Origin of the sequence: Streptomyces sp. NBC_01515, from assembly GCF_045040345.1 — a bacterium.
Classification (GTDB): domain Bacteria; phylum Actinomycetota; class Actinomycetes; order Streptomycetales; family Streptomycetaceae; genus Streptomyces.
In genome coordinates this window covers 9,583,211-9,601,527 of record NZ_CP109416.1, presented here as the reverse complement: position 1 = coordinate 9,601,527, position 18,317 = coordinate 9,583,211, and the positions used below count along the sequence as shown (strand labels likewise).

17 protein-coding genes are annotated in these 18,317 nt (G+C 70.2%); 10 read left to right on the top strand and 7 right to left on the bottom strand.

From position 1 onward, the window contains the following. Nucleotides 1–7: 7 nt before the first annotated feature. Genes OG407_RS42815 through OG407_RS42805 form a run of 3 tightly spaced genes read left to right on the top strand, consistent with a single transcriptional unit; the run spans nucleotide 8 to nucleotide 2,885 of the window. Nucleotides 8–811 carry an SDR family oxidoreductase gene (locus OG407_RS42815; RefSeq protein WP_405865861.1) on the top strand — a complete coding sequence of 268 codons (804 nt, stop codon included), beginning with the start codon at nucleotides 8–10 and terminating at the stop codon, nucleotides 809–811. A 50-nt stretch (nucleotides 812–861) separates the two neighbouring features. After that, complete coding sequence (locus tag OG407_RS42810; protein ID WP_403585407.1) at nucleotides 862–1,866, top strand: Gfo/Idh/MocA family oxidoreductase; 1,005 nt, start codon at nucleotides 862–864, stop codon at nucleotides 1,864–1,866. Continuing rightward, complete coding sequence (locus OG407_RS42805; protein WP_405865859.1) at nucleotides 1,863–2,885, top strand: Gfo/Idh/MocA family protein; 1,023 nt, start codon at nucleotides 1,863–1,865, stop codon at nucleotides 2,883–2,885. The genes OG407_RS42810 and OG407_RS42805 overlap by 4 nt, the downstream gene beginning before the upstream one ends. 58 nt (nucleotides 2,886–2,943) lie before the next feature. Here the strand turns inward: OG407_RS42805 and OG407_RS42800 are convergent, their stop codons facing one another. The 5 genes from OG407_RS42800 to OG407_RS42780 are packed head-to-tail and all read right to left on the bottom strand — an operon-like array spanning nucleotide 2,944 to nucleotide 7,933. Next, the gene (locus OG407_RS42800; protein ID WP_405865857.1) at nucleotides 2,944–3,969 is read right to left on the bottom strand and encodes a Gfo/Idh/MocA family protein; all 1,026 of its coding nucleotides are present in this window, start codon (nucleotides 3,967–3,969) and stop codon (nucleotides 2,944–2,946) included. A gap of 38 nt (nucleotides 3,970–4,007) precedes the next feature. Then, nucleotides 4,008–4,916, bottom strand: a complete 909-nt coding sequence (locus tag OG407_RS42795) for a sugar phosphate isomerase/epimerase family protein (protein WP_405865855.1) — start codon at nucleotides 4,914–4,916, stop codon at nucleotides 4,008–4,010. A 1-nt stretch (nucleotide 4,917) separates the two neighbouring features. After that, on the bottom strand, nucleotides 4,918–5,832 hold the full coding sequence (locus OG407_RS42790; RefSeq protein ID WP_405865853.1) for an ATP-binding cassette domain-containing protein: 915 nt from the start codon (nucleotides 5,830–5,832) through the stop codon (nucleotides 4,918–4,920). Nucleotides 5,833–5,837: 5 nt separating this feature from the next. Then, nucleotides 5,838–6,914, bottom strand: a complete 1,077-nt coding sequence (locus OG407_RS42785) for an ABC transporter permease (protein WP_405865851.1) — start codon at nucleotides 6,912–6,914, stop codon at nucleotides 5,838–5,840. After that, on the bottom strand, nucleotides 6,914–7,933 hold the full coding sequence (locus tag OG407_RS42780; RefSeq protein ID WP_328676087.1) for a sugar ABC transporter substrate-binding protein: 1,020 nt from the start codon (nucleotides 7,931–7,933) through the stop codon (nucleotides 6,914–6,916). Before OG407_RS42780 ends, OG407_RS42785 begins: the two co-directional genes overlap by 1 nt. Before the next feature lie 287 nt (nucleotides 7,934–8,220). Between OG407_RS42780 and iolC the strand changes: the two genes are divergently transcribed. The 6 genes from iolC to OG407_RS42750 are packed head-to-tail and all read left to right on the top strand — an operon-like array spanning nucleotide 8,221 to nucleotide 15,236. Beyond that, nucleotides 8,221–9,189, top strand: coding sequence for a 5-dehydro-2-deoxygluconokinase (gene iolC, locus OG407_RS42775; protein ID WP_405865849.1), 969 nt, complete (start codon nucleotides 8,221–8,223; stop codon nucleotides 9,187–9,189). Nucleotides 9,190–9,228: 39 nt separating this feature from the next. Continuing rightward, nucleotides 9,229–10,107, top strand: coding sequence for a deoxyribose-phosphate aldolase (locus OG407_RS42770; protein WP_405865847.1), 879 nt, complete (start codon nucleotides 9,229–9,231; stop codon nucleotides 10,105–10,107). A gap of 14 nt (nucleotides 10,108–10,121) precedes the next feature. Beyond that, the gene (iolB, locus tag OG407_RS42765; RefSeq protein ID WP_405865845.1) at nucleotides 10,122–11,018 is read left to right on the top strand and encodes a 5-deoxy-glucuronate isomerase; all 897 of its coding nucleotides are present in this window, start codon (nucleotides 10,122–10,124) and stop codon (nucleotides 11,016–11,018) included. Further along, nucleotides 11,018–12,895, top strand: a complete 1,878-nt coding sequence (gene iolD / locus OG407_RS42760) for a 3D-(3,5/4)-trihydroxycyclohexane-1,2-dione acylhydrolase (decyclizing) (protein ID WP_405865843.1) — start codon at nucleotides 11,018–11,020, stop codon at nucleotides 12,893–12,895. Before iolB ends, iolD begins: the two co-directional genes overlap by 1 nt. Before the next feature lie 29 nt (nucleotides 12,896–12,924). Next, entirely contained in the window at nucleotides 12,925–14,418 is a 1,494-nt protein-coding gene (locus tag OG407_RS42755) for a CoA-acylating methylmalonate-semialdehyde dehydrogenase (RefSeq protein WP_405865841.1), read from the top strand. Nucleotides 14,419–14,450: 32 nt separating this feature from the next. Beyond that, nucleotides 14,451–15,236 carry a GntR family transcriptional regulator gene (locus tag OG407_RS42750; protein WP_405865839.1) on the top strand — a complete coding sequence of 262 codons (786 nt, stop codon included), beginning with the start codon at nucleotides 14,451–14,453 and terminating at the stop codon, nucleotides 15,234–15,236. A 1-nt stretch (nucleotide 15,237) separates the two neighbouring features. Here the strand turns inward: OG407_RS42750 and OG407_RS42745 are convergent, their stop codons facing one another. Next, nucleotides 15,238–16,224 (bottom strand): aldo/keto reductase, encoded by a 987-nt coding sequence (locus OG407_RS42745; RefSeq protein WP_405865837.1) that lies wholly within the window; start codon nucleotides 16,222–16,224, stop codon nucleotides 15,238–15,240. An 87-nt stretch (nucleotides 16,225–16,311) separates the two neighbouring features. Then, entirely contained in the window at nucleotides 16,312–16,974 is a 663-nt protein-coding gene (locus OG407_RS42740; RefSeq protein WP_405865835.1) for an NUDIX domain-containing protein, read from the bottom strand. A 165-nt stretch (nucleotides 16,975–17,139) separates the two neighbouring features. Here OG407_RS42740 and OG407_RS42735 point away from each other — a divergent pair, with 165 nt between their 5' ends. Further along, nucleotides 17,140–18,267: a DUF5954 family protein gene (locus tag OG407_RS42735; protein WP_405865833.1), complete on the top strand. Its 1,128-nt coding sequence runs from the start codon at nucleotides 17,140–17,142 to the stop codon at nucleotides 18,265–18,267. The last annotated feature ends 50 nt before the right edge of the window (nucleotides 18,268–18,317 follow it).

Here is an 18,317-nt window from a genome sequence, read left to right as displayed (position 1 = left end):
GAACACCATGGGATCCACGGAACGTACAGGGCTCACGGGGCTCCTCGACGGCAAGGTCGTCCTCGTCAACGGCGGCAGCCAGGGCATCGGCGCCGCGATCGTCCGGACGGCGGTGCGCGAGGGGGCGGTGGTGTCCTTCACCGGTCGCCGTGCCGAGCCAGGTGATGCCCTGGTGGCCGAACTCACCGAGGCGGGCGGCAAGGCGACGTTCGTCCGGGCCGACCTGTCCGACGCCGAGCAGGCGAAGGGCGCGGTGGCCGAGGTGATCGCCGCGCACGGACGTGTCGACTGCCTGGTGAACTCCGCCGGACTCACCTCGCGGGGCTCGCTGCTGGACACCACGCCCGAGCTGTTCGACCAGCACATGGCCATCAATGTGAAGGCGCCGTTCTTCGCGATGCAGGCCGCGGTCGCCGACATGACCGCCCGCGAAGCGCCGGGCACGATCGTCAACATCGGCTCCAACTGCGCCCACGGCGGGCCCCCTTACCTCGCCCCGTACTCGACGGCCAAGGCCGGCCTCGCGGGCCTCACCCGCAACGCCGCGCACGCGCACCGCTTCGACCGGATCCGGATCAACACCGTCAACATCGGCTGGACGGCGACCGAGGGCGAGGACGCCGTCCAGCGGGCCTTCCACGGCGCCGGGGACGACTGGCTCCAACAGGCCGCGGAACGCCAGCCGATGGGCAAGCTCGGACAGCCGGACGAGATCGCCGACTTCGTGGTGTTCCTGCTCTCCGACCGGTCCGGAGTGGTCACCGGTTCGGTGATCGACTGGGACCAGAACGTCCTCGGCGCCCTCGACTGACCTTCGGCACAAGCGACACACCCGCACCTCTCAAGAAAGCAAGAGCCCTCATGCGCATCGGAATCCTCGGCCTCGGCCGCATCGGCGCCTTCCACGCCGAGACCCTGTCCGGACTCGACGTCGTCGAGTCCCTCGTCGTGGCCGACCCGTTCGCGGAGGCGGCGAAAAAGGCCGCCGAGCGGTTCGGCGCCGAGGTCGCGGACTCCCCCGAGGCCGTGCTCGCCGCCGGGGTCGACGGTGTCGTGGTCGCCGCGGCGACGGACGCCCACCCGGGTCTGATCCTGGCCGCCGTCGAGGCGGGCATCCCCGTCTTCTGCGAGAAGCCCGTCGCCAAGACGATGGCCGAGGGCGTCAAGGTCCTCAAGGCCGTCGAGGGCAGCAGCGTGCCGATCCAGATCGGCTACAACCGCCGCTTCGACGCCGGTTTCGTCGCCGCGCGTGCCGCCGTGCGGTCCGGCGAGCTGGGCAAGCTGCACACCGTGCGCTCGACGACGCTGGACCCGGCGCCGCCGCCGGCCGCGTACATCGCCGCGTCCGGGGGCATCTTCCGGGACTGTTCCGTGCACGACTTCGACATCATCCGCTGGGTGACGGGCCGCGAGGTCACCGAGGTGTACGCGGTCGGCGGCAACCGGGGGGCCGAGTACATCAAGGAGGCGGGCGACGCCGACACCACCGGCGCGATCCTCACCCTGGACGACGGCACCATCGCGGTGGTGTCCAACTCCCGCCACAACGCCCGGGGTTACGACGTCCGCATGGAGATCCACGGCTTCACGGACTCCATCGCGGTGGGCCTGGAGGACAAGCTGCCGCTGCGCTCGGTCGAGCCGGGCGTGACGTTCCCGGCGGGCGTCCCGCACGACTTCTTCATGGACCGCTTCACGGCCGCCTACCGCGCCGAACTCACCGCGTTCACCGAGGTCGTGGCCGGCACCCGCACCTCGCCGTGCACGGTCGCGGACGCCCTGGAGGCGGGCTGGATCGCCGACGCCTGCACCCTGTCGCTGCACGAGCACCGCCCCGTCACCATCCAGGAGGTACGCGAAGCATGAGCGGTCCGGGCCGGGAACCCCTGCGCATCGGAGTACTGGGAGCGGCTCGGATCACCGAGAACTCCCTGATCGGTCCCGCCCGGACGACCGGCCACCGCATCGTCGCGGTGGCCGCGCGCGACCGGTCCCGGGCCGAGGCGTACGCCGCCGAGCACCGCGTCGAACGGGTGGCGGACTCGTACGCCGACCTGATCGCCGACCCGGAGGTGGAGGTCGTCTACAACCCGCTCGCCAACGGCCTGCACGGACCGTGGAACCTCGCCGCGCTCGCGGCGGGCAAGCATGTCCTGTCGGAGAAGCCGTCGGCGAGCAACGCGGCGGAGGCCGCCGAGGTCCGAGAGGCGGCGGCGAAGTCCGGGACGGTCTTCATGGAGGCCTTCCACTACCTCTTCCACCCGGTCACCCGGCGCCTGCACGAACTGCTGGCCTCCGGTGAACTCGGCGAACTCCGGCACGTCGAGACGCTCGTCGCGATCCCGGCCCCGTCGGACACCGACCCGCGCTGGTCCCTGGACCTGGCCGGCGGCGCCACGATGGACCTGGGCTGCTACAGCCTGCACGCCCAGCGCATGCTGGCCCCCTGGGCGGGCGGCGCACCCCGCCTCGCCTCGGCCCGCGGCGGCGAACGCGCGGGCGCCCCGGGCGTCGACGAGTGGCTGGACGCCAACCTCGTCTACCCCAGCGGCGCCACGGGCTCCGCCCGCTCCCACATGGCGTACGACGAACTGGCCATGAGCTGCCGCATCACCGGCAGCCGCGGCGAGGCCTTCGCCCCGAACTTCGTCCTCCCCCAACTGGACGACCGCATCGTCATCCGCACCACGGACGGCGAACGCACGGAACGACTCGGCCGCCGCTCGTCGTACACCTACCAACTGGAGGCGTTCGCGGCCCGGTTGAGGGAGGGCGCGCCTTTGCCGTTGGGCCCGGACGACGCGGTCGCGACGATGACACTGATCGACGAGGCCTATCGCGCGGCGGGGTTCGAGGCGCGGCCTCGCGTGTCGGCTGTGCGGTAGCGGTGGACGTACGTCGGGGGCGGCACGTGGTCGCACGCGCCGCCCCCGACAAAGTCGGTTACAGGTAGAACTCGGGCCGCTCCACCAACTCCACCTCCACCCGCACCCCGTCCTCCAACGCCCGCACCCCCGCCTCGCACACGGCCGCCGCCGCGTACCCGTCCCACACGCTCGGCCCGCTCACCTCACCGCGGCGGGTCGCGTCTACCCAGGCCTGGACCTCGCGGTCGTAGGCGTCGGCGAAGCGTTCGACGTAGTCCTGGGCGATGGTGCCGCCCCAGCGGCCGGCCATGTTGGTGACCATGGCGTGGCCGTCGCCGATGCGGGCGGTGCCGCGTTCGCAGACGATCTCGGCCTGGACCTGGTAGCCGAAGCCGCAGTTGACGAACATCTCGACGTCGACGATCGCGCCGCCGTCGGTCTCGAAGACGACGAACTGCGGGTCCTGGAGGTCGTCCGGGGCGCTCGCCGTGGGGCGTGGGCGCAGGACCGTCACCGCCGTGATCTCGTGGCCGAGCAGCCAGCGGGTCGCGTCCGTCTCGTGGGCCACGGAGTCGCTGATCAGCATGGAACTGGTGAAGAAGGGCGGGCTGGCAGCGTTGCGGTGCCGGTTGTGGAGCATGAGCGGCCTACCCAACTGGCCTGTTCCCAGGAGGGACTTGAGCTTCATATACTCGGCGTCGTAGCGCCGCATGAAGCCGACCTGCACCCGGCGGTGGCCGAGGCGCAGCTCCGCCTCCATCACCCGCAGCGCCGAGGCCGCGTCCGGCGTGAGCGGCTTCTCGCACAGGACCGGGAGGTCGTGCTCGAAGGCCGTCAGCAGAGCCGCCTCGTGGGCCGGGCCCGGTGAGGCGATCAGGACCGCGTCGACGTCCGCCGCCGCCATTGCCGCGGCCGGGTCGGTGTACGCGGTGCAGCCGTCGACACCGGACGCGATGCGTTTGGCGCGCTCGGCGTCGACGTCCACGACGGCACTCACCCGGGCGCCGTTGACCACGTCCTGGATCCTGCGGACGTGGTCGGCCCCCATCTTTCCGGTTCCGACGACTGCCACTCCGAGCGGGTCGCGCGGGTTCACGGCCATCGGCCGTCCTTTCGGGTCGTCAGGCACCGCGGGAATCGTCAGGCACCGCAGGAACGGAGGAACTTGCGGGTGCGCTCCGCGATGGGGAGGGGCTTGTCCGGCTCGCAGGGATACATGTCCTGCTCGACGATCGCGAACAACTCCACGCCGAGGCGCTGCGCCGCGATCAGCACCGGCTCCAACTCCGGTACGCCGGACGGTGGTTCGCACATCACTCCGCGCGCCACCGCCGGTCCGAACGGCACCTCGTTCCTGACGACGTCGGCGAGGATCTCCGGGTCGACCTGCTTGAGGTGCAGATAGCCGATGCGTTCGCCGTACGCCTCGATCAGCTTGACGCTGTCGCCGCCGCAGTAGGCGTAATGCCCGGTGTCCAGGCAGAGGTTGACCAGTTCCGAGTCGGTCGAGTCGAGGAAGCGCTCGACGTGGTCCTCGGTGTCGAGGTGGGTGTCGGCGTGCGGGTGGACGACGATGTCGAGCCCGTACGCCTCCTTCACCTCGTGCCCGAGCCGCTCCATGCCCTTGGTGAGGTGGGCCCACTGCTCGCCGGTCAGCTCTGGCGGCTCCAGGATCTCGGCGGTCTTGTCGTCCCGCCAGAAGGAGGGGATGACGACCAGGTGCCGCGCGCCCAACTCCTGGGTGAGCGCGGCGACTTGGCTGACGTGCTCCCATGTCGCGTCCCAGACCGAGGGGCCCCGGTGCAGGCCGGTGAAGACCGTGCCCGCGGAGACCTTCAGGTCACGTCGGGCGATCTCGTCCGTGAGCCGGGCCGGGTCGGTCGGCAGATAGCCGTACGGGCCCAGCTCGATCCAGGAGTAGCCGGCCTGCGCGACCTCGTCCAGGAACCGTTGCCACGGCACCTGTTGGGGGTCGTCCGGGAACCACACGCCCCACGAGTCGGGTGCGGAGCCGACCCGGATGCGGTCCAGGAAGGGACGGTCCGACATGTCAGGCGGTCCCTTCGGGAGACGCGGCCACCGGCGCCTTCAGGGACTTCGCGTCGGGGAGTTCCTCGACGTCGACTCCGCGTACTTGGGACAACTCGTGCTTGAGTGCGGCGAGTTCGGTGCCGCCGGCCATGTGGTTGGTGAGTTCTTCGAGGGTGATCTCGCTGCGCTCCGCCGACAACTCCATCGTGCCGAGGCGCAGGACGCTGAAGTGGTCGCCGACCATGTAGGCGTGGTGCGGGTTGTGGGTGATGAAGATGACCCCGAGACCGCGTTCGCGGGCGGCGGCCACGTACTTGAGCACCACACCGGACTGCTTGACACCCAGCGCGGCGGTCGGCTCGTCCAGGATCAGGACGCGGGCGCCGAAGTAGACGGCGCGGGCGATGGCGACGCACTGGCGCTGGCCGCCGGAGAGGGTGCCGATGGGCTGGTCCAGATTGTCCAGGACGATGCCCATGTTGCGCAGCTCTTCGTCGGCGGTCTTCTTCATCCGCTCGATGTCGAGACGGCGGAAGGGCCAGGGGCCCTTGGTCATCTCGGAGCCGAGGAAGAAGTTGCGCCACACCGGCATCAGCGGGACGACGGCCAGGTCCTGGTAGACGGTCGCGATGCCCCGGTCCAGTGCCTGACGGGGGGTGGTGAAGTGTACCGGCTCCCCGTCGACGAGGAACTCGCCCTCGGTGTGCTGGTGCAGGCCGGAGATGATTTTGATGAGCGTGGACTTGCCCGCGCCGTTGTCGCCGAGGACGCAGGTGACCTGGCCGGGGCGGACCGCGAGGTCGACGCCGTGCAGGGCGCGGACGTTGCCGTACGCCTTGCCCGCGTTGCGCAGTTGGACGATCGGGGCGTCCGCGTCGGCGGGCGCGCTGTCGGTGAGGATGGCGCCGTGGGTGCCGGATTCGTTGCTTGCCATGAAGGTCACCTCCGGGTCGCGGTGCGCTGGACCCACAGATTGATGAGGACGGCGCCGAGCAGCATCACGCCGAGGAACGCCTTGAACCAGTCGGGGTTCCAGCCGGCGTAGACGATGCCCTGCTGCACCATGCCGAACATGAACGCGCCGAAGACGGGGCCGATCGCCGAGCCGGCGCCGCCGGTCAGCAGACAGCCGCCGATGACGGCCGCGGAGATGTAGATCAGCTCTTGGCCGACGCCCTCGCCGGACTGCACGGTGTTGAAGGTGAACAGCTGGTGCATGCCGATGAACCAGGCACCGAGGCCGACCAGCATGAACAGGGAGATCTTGGTGAACGCGACGGGCACGCCGACGGCCCGCGCGGAGTCCTTGTTGCCGCCGACCGCGAAGATCCAGTTGCCGTACTTCGTGCGCAGCAGCACCCAGGTCGCGATCGCCGCGAACACCAGCCAGTAGAAGATAGTGATCTTGACGTCGACGCCGCCGATGTCGAAGGACGCCGCGAAGACCTTCTTGGCCTGGCCGAAGCCGTCCATGTTGCTGATGTCGTCGGTGGCGACGTTGCCGGTGACCAGCTTGGTCACCGCGAGGTTGACGCCCTGGAGGATCAGGAAGGTGCCCAGGGTGACCAGGAAGCTCGGCAGTCCGGTCTTGACGACCATCCAGCCGTTGAGGAAGCCGATCCCCAGCGACACCAGCAGCGCGACGACCACACCGACCCACACGTTCATGGTGAGTTGGTAGCTGAGCATGCTCGCGGTCAGCGCCGAGGTGATGACCGCGACACCGGCGGAGAGGTCGAACTCCCCACCGATCATCAGCAGGGCGACCGGCAGCGCCATGATGCCGATCGTCGACGAGCTGTAGAGGATGTTCGCCATCGCGGCGCCCTCGCGCACCGGCGGGGCGGCGATCAGGAAGAACACGTACACCGCTGCCGCACCGAGGAAGACACCCACCTCGGGGCGCGCCAACAGCCGTAGCGCCAGGGGCCGTTCAGCGGTCCGGCCGTCGGTCTCCTTGGGGCCGGGGGCCGGCGGTGAGGTCACCGCCGGCTCGGCGTGCTGGGCCATACTCATCACCGGGTTCCGTTGGCGGCGTACTTCGCGACGGCGTCGACGTTGGTCTTGTCGACGAAGGCCGGGCCGGTCAGTACGGGCTGCTCACCGCCGCCGCTGTAGTTGCCGTTGTTCTTGTAGAGCCACAGGGAGTCGACCGCCAAGTAGCCCTGGAGGTACGGCTGCTGGTCCACCGCGAACTGGACGGTGCCCTTCTTGATGGCGCCCGTCAGCGTGCTGTTCAGGTCGAAGGTGGCGACCTTGGCCTTGCTGCCCGCGTCGGCCAGCGACTGCACGGCCGTCATCGCGAACGGGGCGCCCAGGGTGACGACGTAGTCGATGGACTTGTCCTGGGTGAGCTTGGCCGTGATCGTCGACTTCACCGACGGCATGTCCGTGCCGTTGACGTTGAGGACCTCGGTCGTACCGGTGAACGTCTTCTTCACACCGGCGCAGCGCTGGGTCAGGCCGATGTTGCCCTGCTCCTGGATGACACAGACGGCCTTCTTGGCGCCTTCCGTGTTCAGCCGCTTGCCGAGCGCCTCGCCGGCCACCGTCTCGTCCTGGCCGAAGAACTCCAGCAGGCCGAGCTTCTTCCAGTCGCTGAGACCGGAGTTGAGACCCACGACGGGTATGTTCGCGGTCTTCGCCTTGCCGATGACGTCCTTCAGGGCGTCGGGCTTGGCGAGGGTGACCGCGATGCCGTCGACCTTCTGGTCGATCGCGTTCTGCACCAGGTTGGACTGGTTGCCCGCGTTCGGGTCGGCCGAGTAGATGAGCTTGATGTTGTCCTTGTCGGCGGCGGCCTGGGCGCCCTTGCGGACGATGTCCCAGAACGTGTCGCCGGGTGCCTGGTGCGTGACCAGGGCGACCGTCATCCGAGGCGTGCTCGCCTTGCCCGCGGAGGCGCCGGAGCTGTCCTCCGTGGCCTTCTTTCCGCCCGAGCTGCTGGAGCAGCCGGCGAGGGTCAGGGCCGCTGCCGCGGCCACCGCCACGAAGGGGGCCATTCTGCGCGAGCGGGAGTAAGTGGAACGGTCCATCTTTCCTGCACCTCACTGTGCTTCAGGGGAAAGGGAGTCATGATCGCAGAAATCCGGGCTCGGGGCCTGTCGACCCCGGGTCGTCGCCGCGAAACACGGCTGTTGCGCTGGGACGGAATCAAATCCCTGGGCGCGTCCGCTGTCAATACTTTGTTAAGACATCATTTCACGAGCAGGTCCGAATGTAAGTACAAACTATTGACACGGAGCCCCTCCGAGACCTACACCTGGGAGGCGGCAGGCCCCTGGGACCCGCCCACCCCCAGCAGCTCAGAGGAGTGTCGCGCATGGCCGAGTCAGCCCAGTCCTTCGATCTCATCACCATGGGCCGCATCGGGGTCGATCTCTACCCGCTGCAGTCTGGCGTACCGCTGGCCCGTGTGGAGACGTTCGGCAAGTTCCTCGGGGGTTCCGCGAGCAATGTGGCGGTCGCCGCCGCCCGGCTCGGCCGGACCACCGCGGTGATCACCCGCACCGGCGACGATCCCTTCGGGACGTATCTGCACGAGGCCCTCAAGGACTTCGGGGTCGACGACCGCTGGGTCACGCCCGTCGCGGACTATCCGACCCCGGTCACGTTCTGCGAGATCTTCCCGCCGGACGACTTCCCGCTGTACTTCTACCGGCAGCCCAAGGCGCCCGACCTGGAGATCCGCACCGAGGAGCTGGACTACTTCGCGATCCGCCAGGCCCGCGTCTTCTGGATCACCGGCACCGGTCTGAGCGAGGAGCCGAGCCGCTCCGCCACGCTCGCCGCCCTCAAGGCCCGCGACAAGGCCGGCATCACGGTCTTCGACCTCGACTGGCGCCCCATGTTCTGGACGGACCCGGAGGAGGCCCGCCCGTACTACGCGGAGGCGCTGCGGCACGCGACGGTCGCGGTCGGCAACCTCGACGAGTGCGAGATCGCCACCGGCGTCCGCGAGCCCCGCGCCTGCGCCCAGGCCCTGCTCGACGCGGGCGTGGAACTCGCCGTCGTCAAGCAGGGTCCCAAGGGCGTCCTGGCCGTGCACCGCGACGGCACGACCGCCGAGGTGCCGCCGGTCCCGGTCGAGGTGCTCAACGGCCTCGGCGCGGGCGACGCCTTCGGCGGCTCCCTGTGCCACGGCCTGCTGTCCGGCTGGGACCTGGAACGGTCCATGCGGTTCGCCAACGCGGCCGGCGCCCTCGTCGCCTCCCGTCTCGCCTGCTCCACCGCGATGCCCACCGAGTCCGAGGTCGAGGACCTCCTCGTGGGCGCGCGAGTGAGTGACTGATCGCGTGGCCGCCATGGTCACCCCTGAACGGAGCTTCTCTTGAGCATCAGCATTCCCGACCTGGTCACGGTCAGAGCCCGGCACCCGGAGGCGATCGCCGAGGCGGCCGCCCGCCGGGTGCGCCGCCCGCTGCTGGGCGACAGCGGCCGCCTGATGATCGTGGCCGCCGACCACCCGGCCCGCGGCGCGCTCGGCGTCGGCGACCGCCGCACGGCCATGGCGAACCGCGCCGACCTGCTGGAACGCCTCTGCATCGCGCTCTCCCGGCCGGGCGTCGACGGAGTGCTGGCCACCGCCGACATCGCGGAGGACCTGCTCCTCCTCGGCGTCCTGGACGGCAAGGTCGTGATGGGCTCGATGAACCGCGGCGGCCTGTCCGGCGCCGCCTTCGAGATGGACGACCGGTTCACCGGCCACCGCGCCGAGGACATCGCCCGCCTCCGCTTCGACGCGGGCAAGCTGCTGCTCCGCATCGACTACGACGACCCGGGTTCGCTCACCACCCTGGAGTCCACCGCCCGCGCCATCGACGACATGGCGGCACGCCAACTCCCCCTGTTCGTCGAACCGTTCATATCCCGCCGGGTCGACGGCAAGGTCCGCAACGACCTGTCCGCCGAGGCCGTGACCCGCTCGATCGCGATCTCCTCGGGCCTGGGCGGCACCTCCGCCTACACCTGGCTGAAACTGCCCGTCACCGACGACCCGGACGACATGGCCGAGGTCCTGGAGACGTCGACACTGCCCGTCGTCCTGCTCGGCGGCGAGGTCGGCGACGACCAGGAGGGCGCGTACGAGAAGTGGCGCAAGACGCTGCGCCTGCCCACCGTCCAGGGCCTGGTCGTGGGCCGTTCCCTGCTCTACCCCGCCGGCGGCGGCGTGGAGACGGCGGTGGACACCGCTGTAGGTCTGTTGTGAACCGGAGGCACACCATGACGAGCGCGTACCACCTTCCCGCAGGCAAGGCCCTCGGCGGCCCCTACGTCGTGGACGTCACCCCCGAGTCGGCGGCCTGGGGCTACTCCAGCCTGCGAGTCCTGGAGCTGCCGCCGGGCGGCATCCACACCTTCGACACCGGCGACAGCGAGTGGATCGTCGTCCCGCTCAGCGGCGCCTGCACGGTCTCCGCCGCCGACGACTTCGGCCACGACACCTTCGAACTCCACGGCCGCGAGAGCGTGTTCACCGCCGTGAGCGACTTCGCGTACGTCCCCCGCGATTCCCGTACGACGATCTTGTCGCCCGGCGGTGGCCGCTTCGCGCTGACCGGCGCCCGCTGCACCCGCCGGCTGCCCGCCCGCTACGGCCCGGCCTCGTCCGTGCCGGTGGAGCTGCGCGGCACCGGCAACAGCTCGCGCCAGGTCAACAACTTCGGCGCGGCCGGCGTCTTCGAGTGCGACAAGCTCATCGCCGTGGAAGTGATCACGCCCGGCGGGAACTGGTCCTCCTTCCCGCCGCACAAGCACGACGAGCACCGGCCCGGTGAGGAGTCCGTCCTCGAAGAGGTCTACTACTTCGAGTTCGCCGACCACGAGGGCACCCCCGGTCTCGGCTACCAGCGCGTCTCCCCGTCCGGACAGGGCCGTAACACGGACGTCCTGGCCGAAGTCCGGGGCGGGGACGTCGTGTTGATCCCGGACGGCTGGCACGGGCCCTCGATGGCGGTGCCCGGCCACCACATGTACTACCTCAACGTCATGGCGGGTCCCGACGACGACCGCTCCTGGCTGATCTGCGACCACCCCGATCACGCCTGGGTCCGCGGCACCTGGCCCGAGCAGCCCGTCGACCCCCGTCTCCCCCTCTACACGGCACCGGAGAAGTCCTGATGAGCACCCCCACCCGCCGCCTGACCGTCGCCCAGGCCCTGGTGCAGTTCCTGTCGGTCCAGTACACCGAGCGCGACGGCGTGCGGCACCGGCTGATCGCCGGCACCTGGGGCATCTTCGGCCATGGCAACGTCGCCGGACTCGGCCAGGCGCTGCTCGAAGCCGGCGAGGACACGATGCCGTTCCACCAGGGCCGCAACGAACAGGCCATGGTGCACGCGGCAGTTGGCTACACCCGCCAGCTCGACCGGCTCTCCGCACAGGCCGTCACGACGTCGATCGGACCGGGCGCCACCAACCTGGTCACGGGCGCCGCCCTGGCCACTGTCAACCGCCTGCCGGTCCTGCTCCTCCCCGGCGACTACTTCGCGACCCGCGCCGCCGACCCGCTGCTCCAGCAGCTGGAGCACCCGGTCGAGGGCGACCTCTCGGTCAACGACACGCTGCGCCCGGTCTCCCGCTACTTCGACCGCGTCATGCGCCCCGAGGCCCTGATCCCGGCCGCGCTGAACGCGATGCGCGTGCTGGCCGACCCGGTGGAGACGGGAGCGGTAACTCTCGCTCTCCCGCAGGACGTTCAGGCCGAGGCGCACGACTGGCCGGAGGAGTTCTTCGCCGACCGCGTGTGGCACGTACGGCGTCCCGCGGCCGATCCGTTCGAGCTGGCGGAGGCGGTCGCGGCGATCCGGGCCGCCGAGCGTCCGGTGATCGTCGCGGGCGGCGGCATCCACCACAGCCAGGCCGAGGACGCGCTCAAGGCGCTCGTCGACGCGACAGGCATCCCGGTCGCCTCCACCCAGGCGGGCAAGGGCTCGCTCCGCCACGACCACCCGGCCGACCTGGGCGGCATCGGCCACACAGGCACCGCGGTCAGCGACGACATCGCGCGCACGGCGGACCTGGTGATCGGCGTCGGCACCCGCTACACGGACTTCACGACGGCCTCCAACACCCTGTTCCAGAACCCGGCCGTCCGGTTCGTCAACCTCAACATCACCGCGTTCGACGCCCACAAGCTCGCGGCGCGCACCCTGGTGTGCGACGCGAGGGCCGGGCTCACCGCGTTGACCGAGGCACTCGCCGATCACCGTGTGAACTCGGTTTACGAGGCCGAGTACCGCGCGGGCAAGGAGCGCTGGGAGCGGGTTGTTGACACCGCGTTCACCGCCCCCGACGAGAACGCCGTCCCCACCCAGACCCAACTCCTCGGCGCCCTCGACGCGGTCGTCGGCGACGACGACGTGGTCATCAACGCGGCCGGTTCCCTCCCCGGCGACCTGCACAAGCTGTGGCGAGCACGCGGCCCGCGCCAGTACCACCTCGAATACGGCTACTCCTGCATGGGCTACGAGATCCCGGCGGGCATCGGCGTCCAGCAGGCCGCCCCCGACACCCCCGTCTGGTCGCTGGTCGGCGACGGCACCTACCTGATGATGCCGACCGAGATCGTCACGGCGGTCCAGGAGGGCCTCCCGGTCAACCTGGTCCTCATCCAGAATCACGGCTACGCCTCCATCGGCGGCCTCTCCGAGTCGGTCGGCAGCGAGCGCTTCGGCACCGCCTACCGCTACCGCGCGGCCGACGGCACCTTCTCCGGCGCCCCGCTCCCGGTCGACCTCGCCGCCAACGCGGCCAGCCTCGGCATGGACGTCCTGCGTGCCAAGACGGTGCGCGAACTGCGCGAGGCGCTCGCCACGGCCCGCGCCTCCGACCGGCCGACGTGCGTCTACGTCGAGACCGACACCGCCACCCCGACCGCTCCCCCGGCCGAGGCCTGGTGGGACGTGCCGGTCGCCGAGACCGCCTCGCGCTCATCGGCCGTACAGGCCCGTGAGGAGTACGACCGCCAGGTCGCCGACCGTCGCCGCCACCTCTGAACTCCCCTCCCCCGAAAGGCCTTTGCACCATGAAGACGATCACCCACTGGATCGACGGCAAGCCCGTCGAGAGCACCTCGGGCCGTTTCGGTCCCGTGTACAACCCGGCGACCGGCGCGCAGGAGAAGCAGGTCGGCTTCGCGACCGTCGACGAGGTGGACACCGCCGTCGCCTCCGCGAAGGCCGCGTTCGAGAGCTGGGGCACGTCTTCGCTCGCCAAGCGCACCGCGATCCTGTTCAAGTACCGCGAGCTGCTGGACGCGCACCGCGACGAGATCGCCGAGCTGATCACCGCCGAGCACGGCAAGGTCCACTCGGACGCGCTCGGCGAGGTCGCGCGCGGCATGGAGATCGTCGAACTCGCCTGCGGCATCAGCGTGCAGCTGAAGGGCGAACTGTCGACGCAGGTCTCGACCCGCGTGGACGTGGCCTCAATTCGCCAGCCCCTGGGCGTGGTTGCGGGCATCACGCCGTTCAACTTCCCGGCCATGGTGCCGATGTGGATGTTCCCGATCGCCATCGCGACCGGCAACACCTTCATCCTCAAGCCGAGCGAGAAGGACCCGTCGGCGTCCTACCGTCTGGCCGAACTCGCCTCCGAGGCGGGCCTGCCGCAGGGTGTGCTGAACGTCGTGCAGGGCGACAAGGTGGCCGTCGACCGCATCCTGGAGCACCCGGACGTCGAGGCCGTCTCCTTCGTCGGCTCGACGCCGATCGCGAAGTACATCCAGCTCAAGGCGGTCGAGCACGGCAAGCGCGTGCAGGCTCTCGGCGGCGCCAAGAACCACATGCTCGTACTCCCCGACGCGGACCTGGACTTCGCGGCCGACCAGGCGATCAACGCGGCCTACGGCTCGGCCGGCGAGCGCTGCATGGCCGTCTCCGTCGTGGTCGCGGTCGGCGACACCGGAGACGAGCTGGTCGGCAAGATCGCCGAACGCGCCGGCAAGCTGCGCATCGGCCCCGGCAACGACCCGGCGTCCGAGATGGGCCCGCTCATCACCCGCGAGCACCGCGACAAGGTCGCCTCGTACGTCGCGTCGGCCGCCGCCCAGGGCGCCGAGGTCGTCGTCGACGGCACCGGCCTCTCGGTCGAGGGCCACGAGGACGGCTTCTTCCTCGGCGTCTCCCTGCTCGACAAGGTGCCGCTGACGGCGGACGCGTACAAGGACGAGATCTTCGGCCCGGTCCTGGTCGTCGTCCGCGCCGAGTCCTACGACGAGGCCATCACCCTGATCAACAGCTCCCGTTGGGGCAACGGCACCGCGATCTTCACCCGGGACGGCGGCGCCGCCCGCCGCTTCCAGATGGAGGTCAAGGCGGGCATGGTCGGCGTGAACGTGCCGATCCCGGTGCCCGTCGGCTACCACTCCTTCGGCGGCTGGAAGGACTCCCTCTTCGGGGACCTCCACGTCTACGGCAACGACGGCGTCGCCTTCTACACGCAGGGCAAGGTGATCACCACCCGCTGGCCGGACCCGGCCGACGGTGGCATCAACCTCGGTTTCCCCAGCAACTCCTGACTGTCCGTCACGATCTGTGAGGAGGTGCCCCTGTGGCGAAGACCGGTGACTTCGCGCGTGCCGCGAACGGGTCCCCGCTCGATGCCCTGCATTTCGCCCTGGACCGCAACAGTCCGGTGCCGCTGTACTACCAGCTCGCACAGCAGCTGGAGGCGGCGATCGAGCACGGGACGCTGGCACCGGGCAACCTCCTGGGCAACGAGATCGACCTGTCCGTACGCCTCGGCCTGTCCCGCCCCACCGTCCGCCAGGCCATCCAATCCCTGGTCGACAAGGGGCTGTTGGTCCGGCGGCGCGGGGTCGGCACGCAGGTGGTGCACAGCCAGGTCAAGAGACCGCTGGAACTCAGCAGCCTCTACGACGACCTGGAGTCGGCCGGACAGGGTCCGACCACGGAGGTGCTGCGCAACGAGGGAGTGCCCGCGACCGCGGATGTCGCCGCTGCCCTCGGTGTCCCGGAGGGCAGCGAGGTCACCCTCCTGGAACGGCTGCGCTCCACGCACGGCCAGCCGGTGGCGTTCCTCTGCAACTACCTCCCGGCGAACCTGCTCCAACTCGACACCCCCCGGCTGGAGTCGACGGGCCTGTACCGGATGCTGCGCACCGCCGGCATCACCCTGCACAGCGCCCGCCAGACGATAGGCGCCCGCTCGGCCACCCCCGCGGAGGCCACCCGCCTCGACGAGAAGGAGGGCGCCGCGCTGCTCACGATGCAGCGCACGGCCTACGACGACACGGGGCGGGCGGTCGAGTACGGGACGCACATCTACCGGGCGTCGCGGTACGCGTTCGACTTCCAGCTGCTGGTCAGGCCCTGAACTACACGGCGGAGTCGAGGAGTTGCCGCTGCTCCGCCGTCAACTCCAGGTCCACGGCGGCGAGGTTCTCCTCCAGCTGGGCCACCGACGACGCCCCCGCGAGCGGGACGATCGGCAGCGGCCCGCCCAACTGCCAGGCCAGCACCACCTGGTTGACGCTCGCCCCGGTCTCCTTCGCCACTTCCCGCAGCGCGGCGAGGCGGGCGGGGGTGCCCGGGTGGTCGTAGTCGGCGGGCAGCGGTTTGTCCTCGCGGGTGTAGGCGCCGGCCAGCAGCGGTGAGTAGGCGACCAGGGTGAGGGCGGGCTCGGCGCGCAGGTAACTGAACAGGTCCGGGCCGACGGTGCCGAGGCTGCCGTCGGGGAAGAACTCCGACGGCAGGTCCGTCCGCGGGCGCAGATAGCTGTGCTGGTACTGGAGGACCTCGTAGCCGGGCAGTCCGGCCGCGGCGGCGAGCGCACGGGACCGTTCCACCCGCCAGGCGGCGTGGTTGCTGACGCCCAGGAGACCGACGGTGCCCTCGGCCACCAACTCGGCGAATCCTTCGACGGTTTCCCGCAGCGGAACGCTCTGGTCCTCGATGTGTGCGTACAGCAGGTCGAGTTTGTCCACGCCGAGGCGTTCGCGGCTGCGCTCGGCCGACTCGCGGATGACCTTCGCGGACAGGCCCTCCGGGTTGTCGACGAAACCCGAGCCGGGGGCCAGCGGGCGGGCGCCGAGCTTGGTGGCGATCACGATCTCGTCGCCGATGCCGCGGCTGCGGCGCCACCGGCCGAGCAGCTTCTCGCTGTGGCCGCCCTGGCCGCCGTCGACCCAGAACGCGTAGTTGTCGGACGTGTCGATGAAGTTCCCGCCGGCCTCGACGTAACGGTCGAGCACGGCGAAGGAGGTCGCTTCGTCGGTGCGGGAGCCGAACAGCATCGCGCCGAGCGCGAGCACGCTCACCTCACGGCGATGCGCCGGATCGGCGCCTATCGTGCGGTACTTCATGATGGTCCCTCCCGTTCGCACCCGGTTCTCCGGGCGCGAACGGGAGTCTTCCTCTTGAAGCGCACTTCAAGTCAAGGCCCCGCGCGGCTACTTGGCGAACGGCCCGTCCAGCGCGGCCCATTGGAGCAGCATGATGGTCTTGGCGTCGGCGATCTCGCCGGTGCGGATCATGTCCAGGGCTCTGTGGAAGGGCAGTTCGAGGATCTCGATGTCCTCGCCCTCCTCCTGGAGACCGCCGCCCTCGTGGGTGCGGGTCGATGGGCCGTAGGAGGCGGCGTAGAAGCCGATGCGTTCGGTGACCGAGCCGGGGCTCATGTAGACGTCGAAGACGTGCTCGACCTCGCCGACGGTGTGCCCGGTCTCCTCCACCACCTCGCGCCGTACGGCCTCCTCCGGGTGCTCGTCCTCGTCGTCGAGGAGGCCGCCCGGGGTCTCGACGAGCATGCCGTCGGGGTGGCCGTTTACGTACACGGGGAAGCGGAACTGGCGGGTGAGCAGCACCGTTTCGCGCTCGGCGTCGTAGAGGAGCAGGGTCGCGCCGTTGCCGCGGTCGTGGGTCTCGCGTTCCTGGGTGGTCCAGGTGCCGTCGCCGTGGCGGAAGTCGAAGGTCGTGGTCCGCTCGACGTACCAGTGGCTGGACAGCAGGGTCACGTCGCGGACCTTGACGCGCGGGTTTCCGGTCAGGTCGAGGCCGGTGCGGTCCAGGCCGGTGCGGCCCCGGCGGTCGGGGGTGTCGGCGCCCGCGGTCATCGGACACCGGCCGGACGGGAGGGGACGATCGAGTTGTTCATGTCCGACGTCTATCACCCCGGGGCGCGGGACGCCTGGCCGGAACCCGTGCCCCGCGAGTTCAACTGGTGCGCCGGTTGCGTTGATTCGTCGCGTACCGTCCCCCGCCCCGGGCATGCTGGAAGCATGTCTGAGCACGGTGATCAGGTACCCGGATACCGGATGATCAGGATGGAAGCCCAGCCGGACGCCCCGGCGGCTGCCCTCGCGGACGTGGAGGCGTGGCAGGCGCGAAAGGCCTATCCGGACGTCCTCGGCGGTGGTGGCGCGATATTCGGTGTGGCCGAGGAGATCGAGACCGGCGGCTGGAAGATCGTCTCCCTCTTCTCCACCCCCTACCCGCAGGGCGCACGCGACACCATGGCCATGACCTTCCGCGAACAGGCGCGGGCCGCCGAGGACGCGGGCGACCCGGAGACGCGGCGGGAGTGGCTGCGGAACGCGGAGCGGCTGGACTGGGAGGCGCTGGACGAACTCACGGTGCTGGGGCGCCGGTTCAGGATCGTGCGGGGCGACCAGTTCATCCGGATGGGACCCACGGGACCGGAACCGCCCCGGCCGTCCGACCCCGACCCGGCGAAGGTGGGGCACGGTCACGAATACCGCGGCCGTACCAAGGGATTCGTGATCGACCCCTTCACCCCGACCGGGATGTCCGAGGGCATCCTGCGCATGGAACTCCTCTCACTGGTCCAAGCCAAGGGCACCGCTCCCTCCGCCGTACGCAAGGACTCGTTGCGCGCCCTGGAGACGCACCCCGGGGGCGTGCTGCTGCCCGCCGAGTTCACCGCGGCCGAGTTCTCGGACGGCCACTGGGCGCCGACGCAGATGACGAACGCGAGCCCGCAGGGATCGCGGGACACGCTCACCACCTATCTGCGGGTGATGGCGCCGGTCATGGAGCAGCTCGACGAGGAGACCAAGGCGGAGTACGGACGGCTGGCCGACCGGATCGACGCCGAGCGCTGCGACGAGATCGTGATCGACGGCTCCCGGACGCGCATCGTGCGCGTGGAACGCCTCGTCCGCATCGGCCCCGACGGTCCCGAGGGCCCGCGCCCCTCCGACCCCGACCCCGAACTCCCCACCGCCGTACAGGAGAAGCAGCTCCGCGAGGAGGGCGTCTTCGACGAGTACCGGGTCCTGAACGAGGAGGAGACCGAGCAGCGCCGCGTGGCGGACGAACAGGCGAAGGAGTTCCTACGGCTGTTCGAGGAGCAGAAGCGCCGGCGAGAAGCCGCCGACGAGGCCTGAGTTGAGGAGGAGGGGGCGGGGCCGACCGGTCCCGCCCCCTCCTCAGCGGT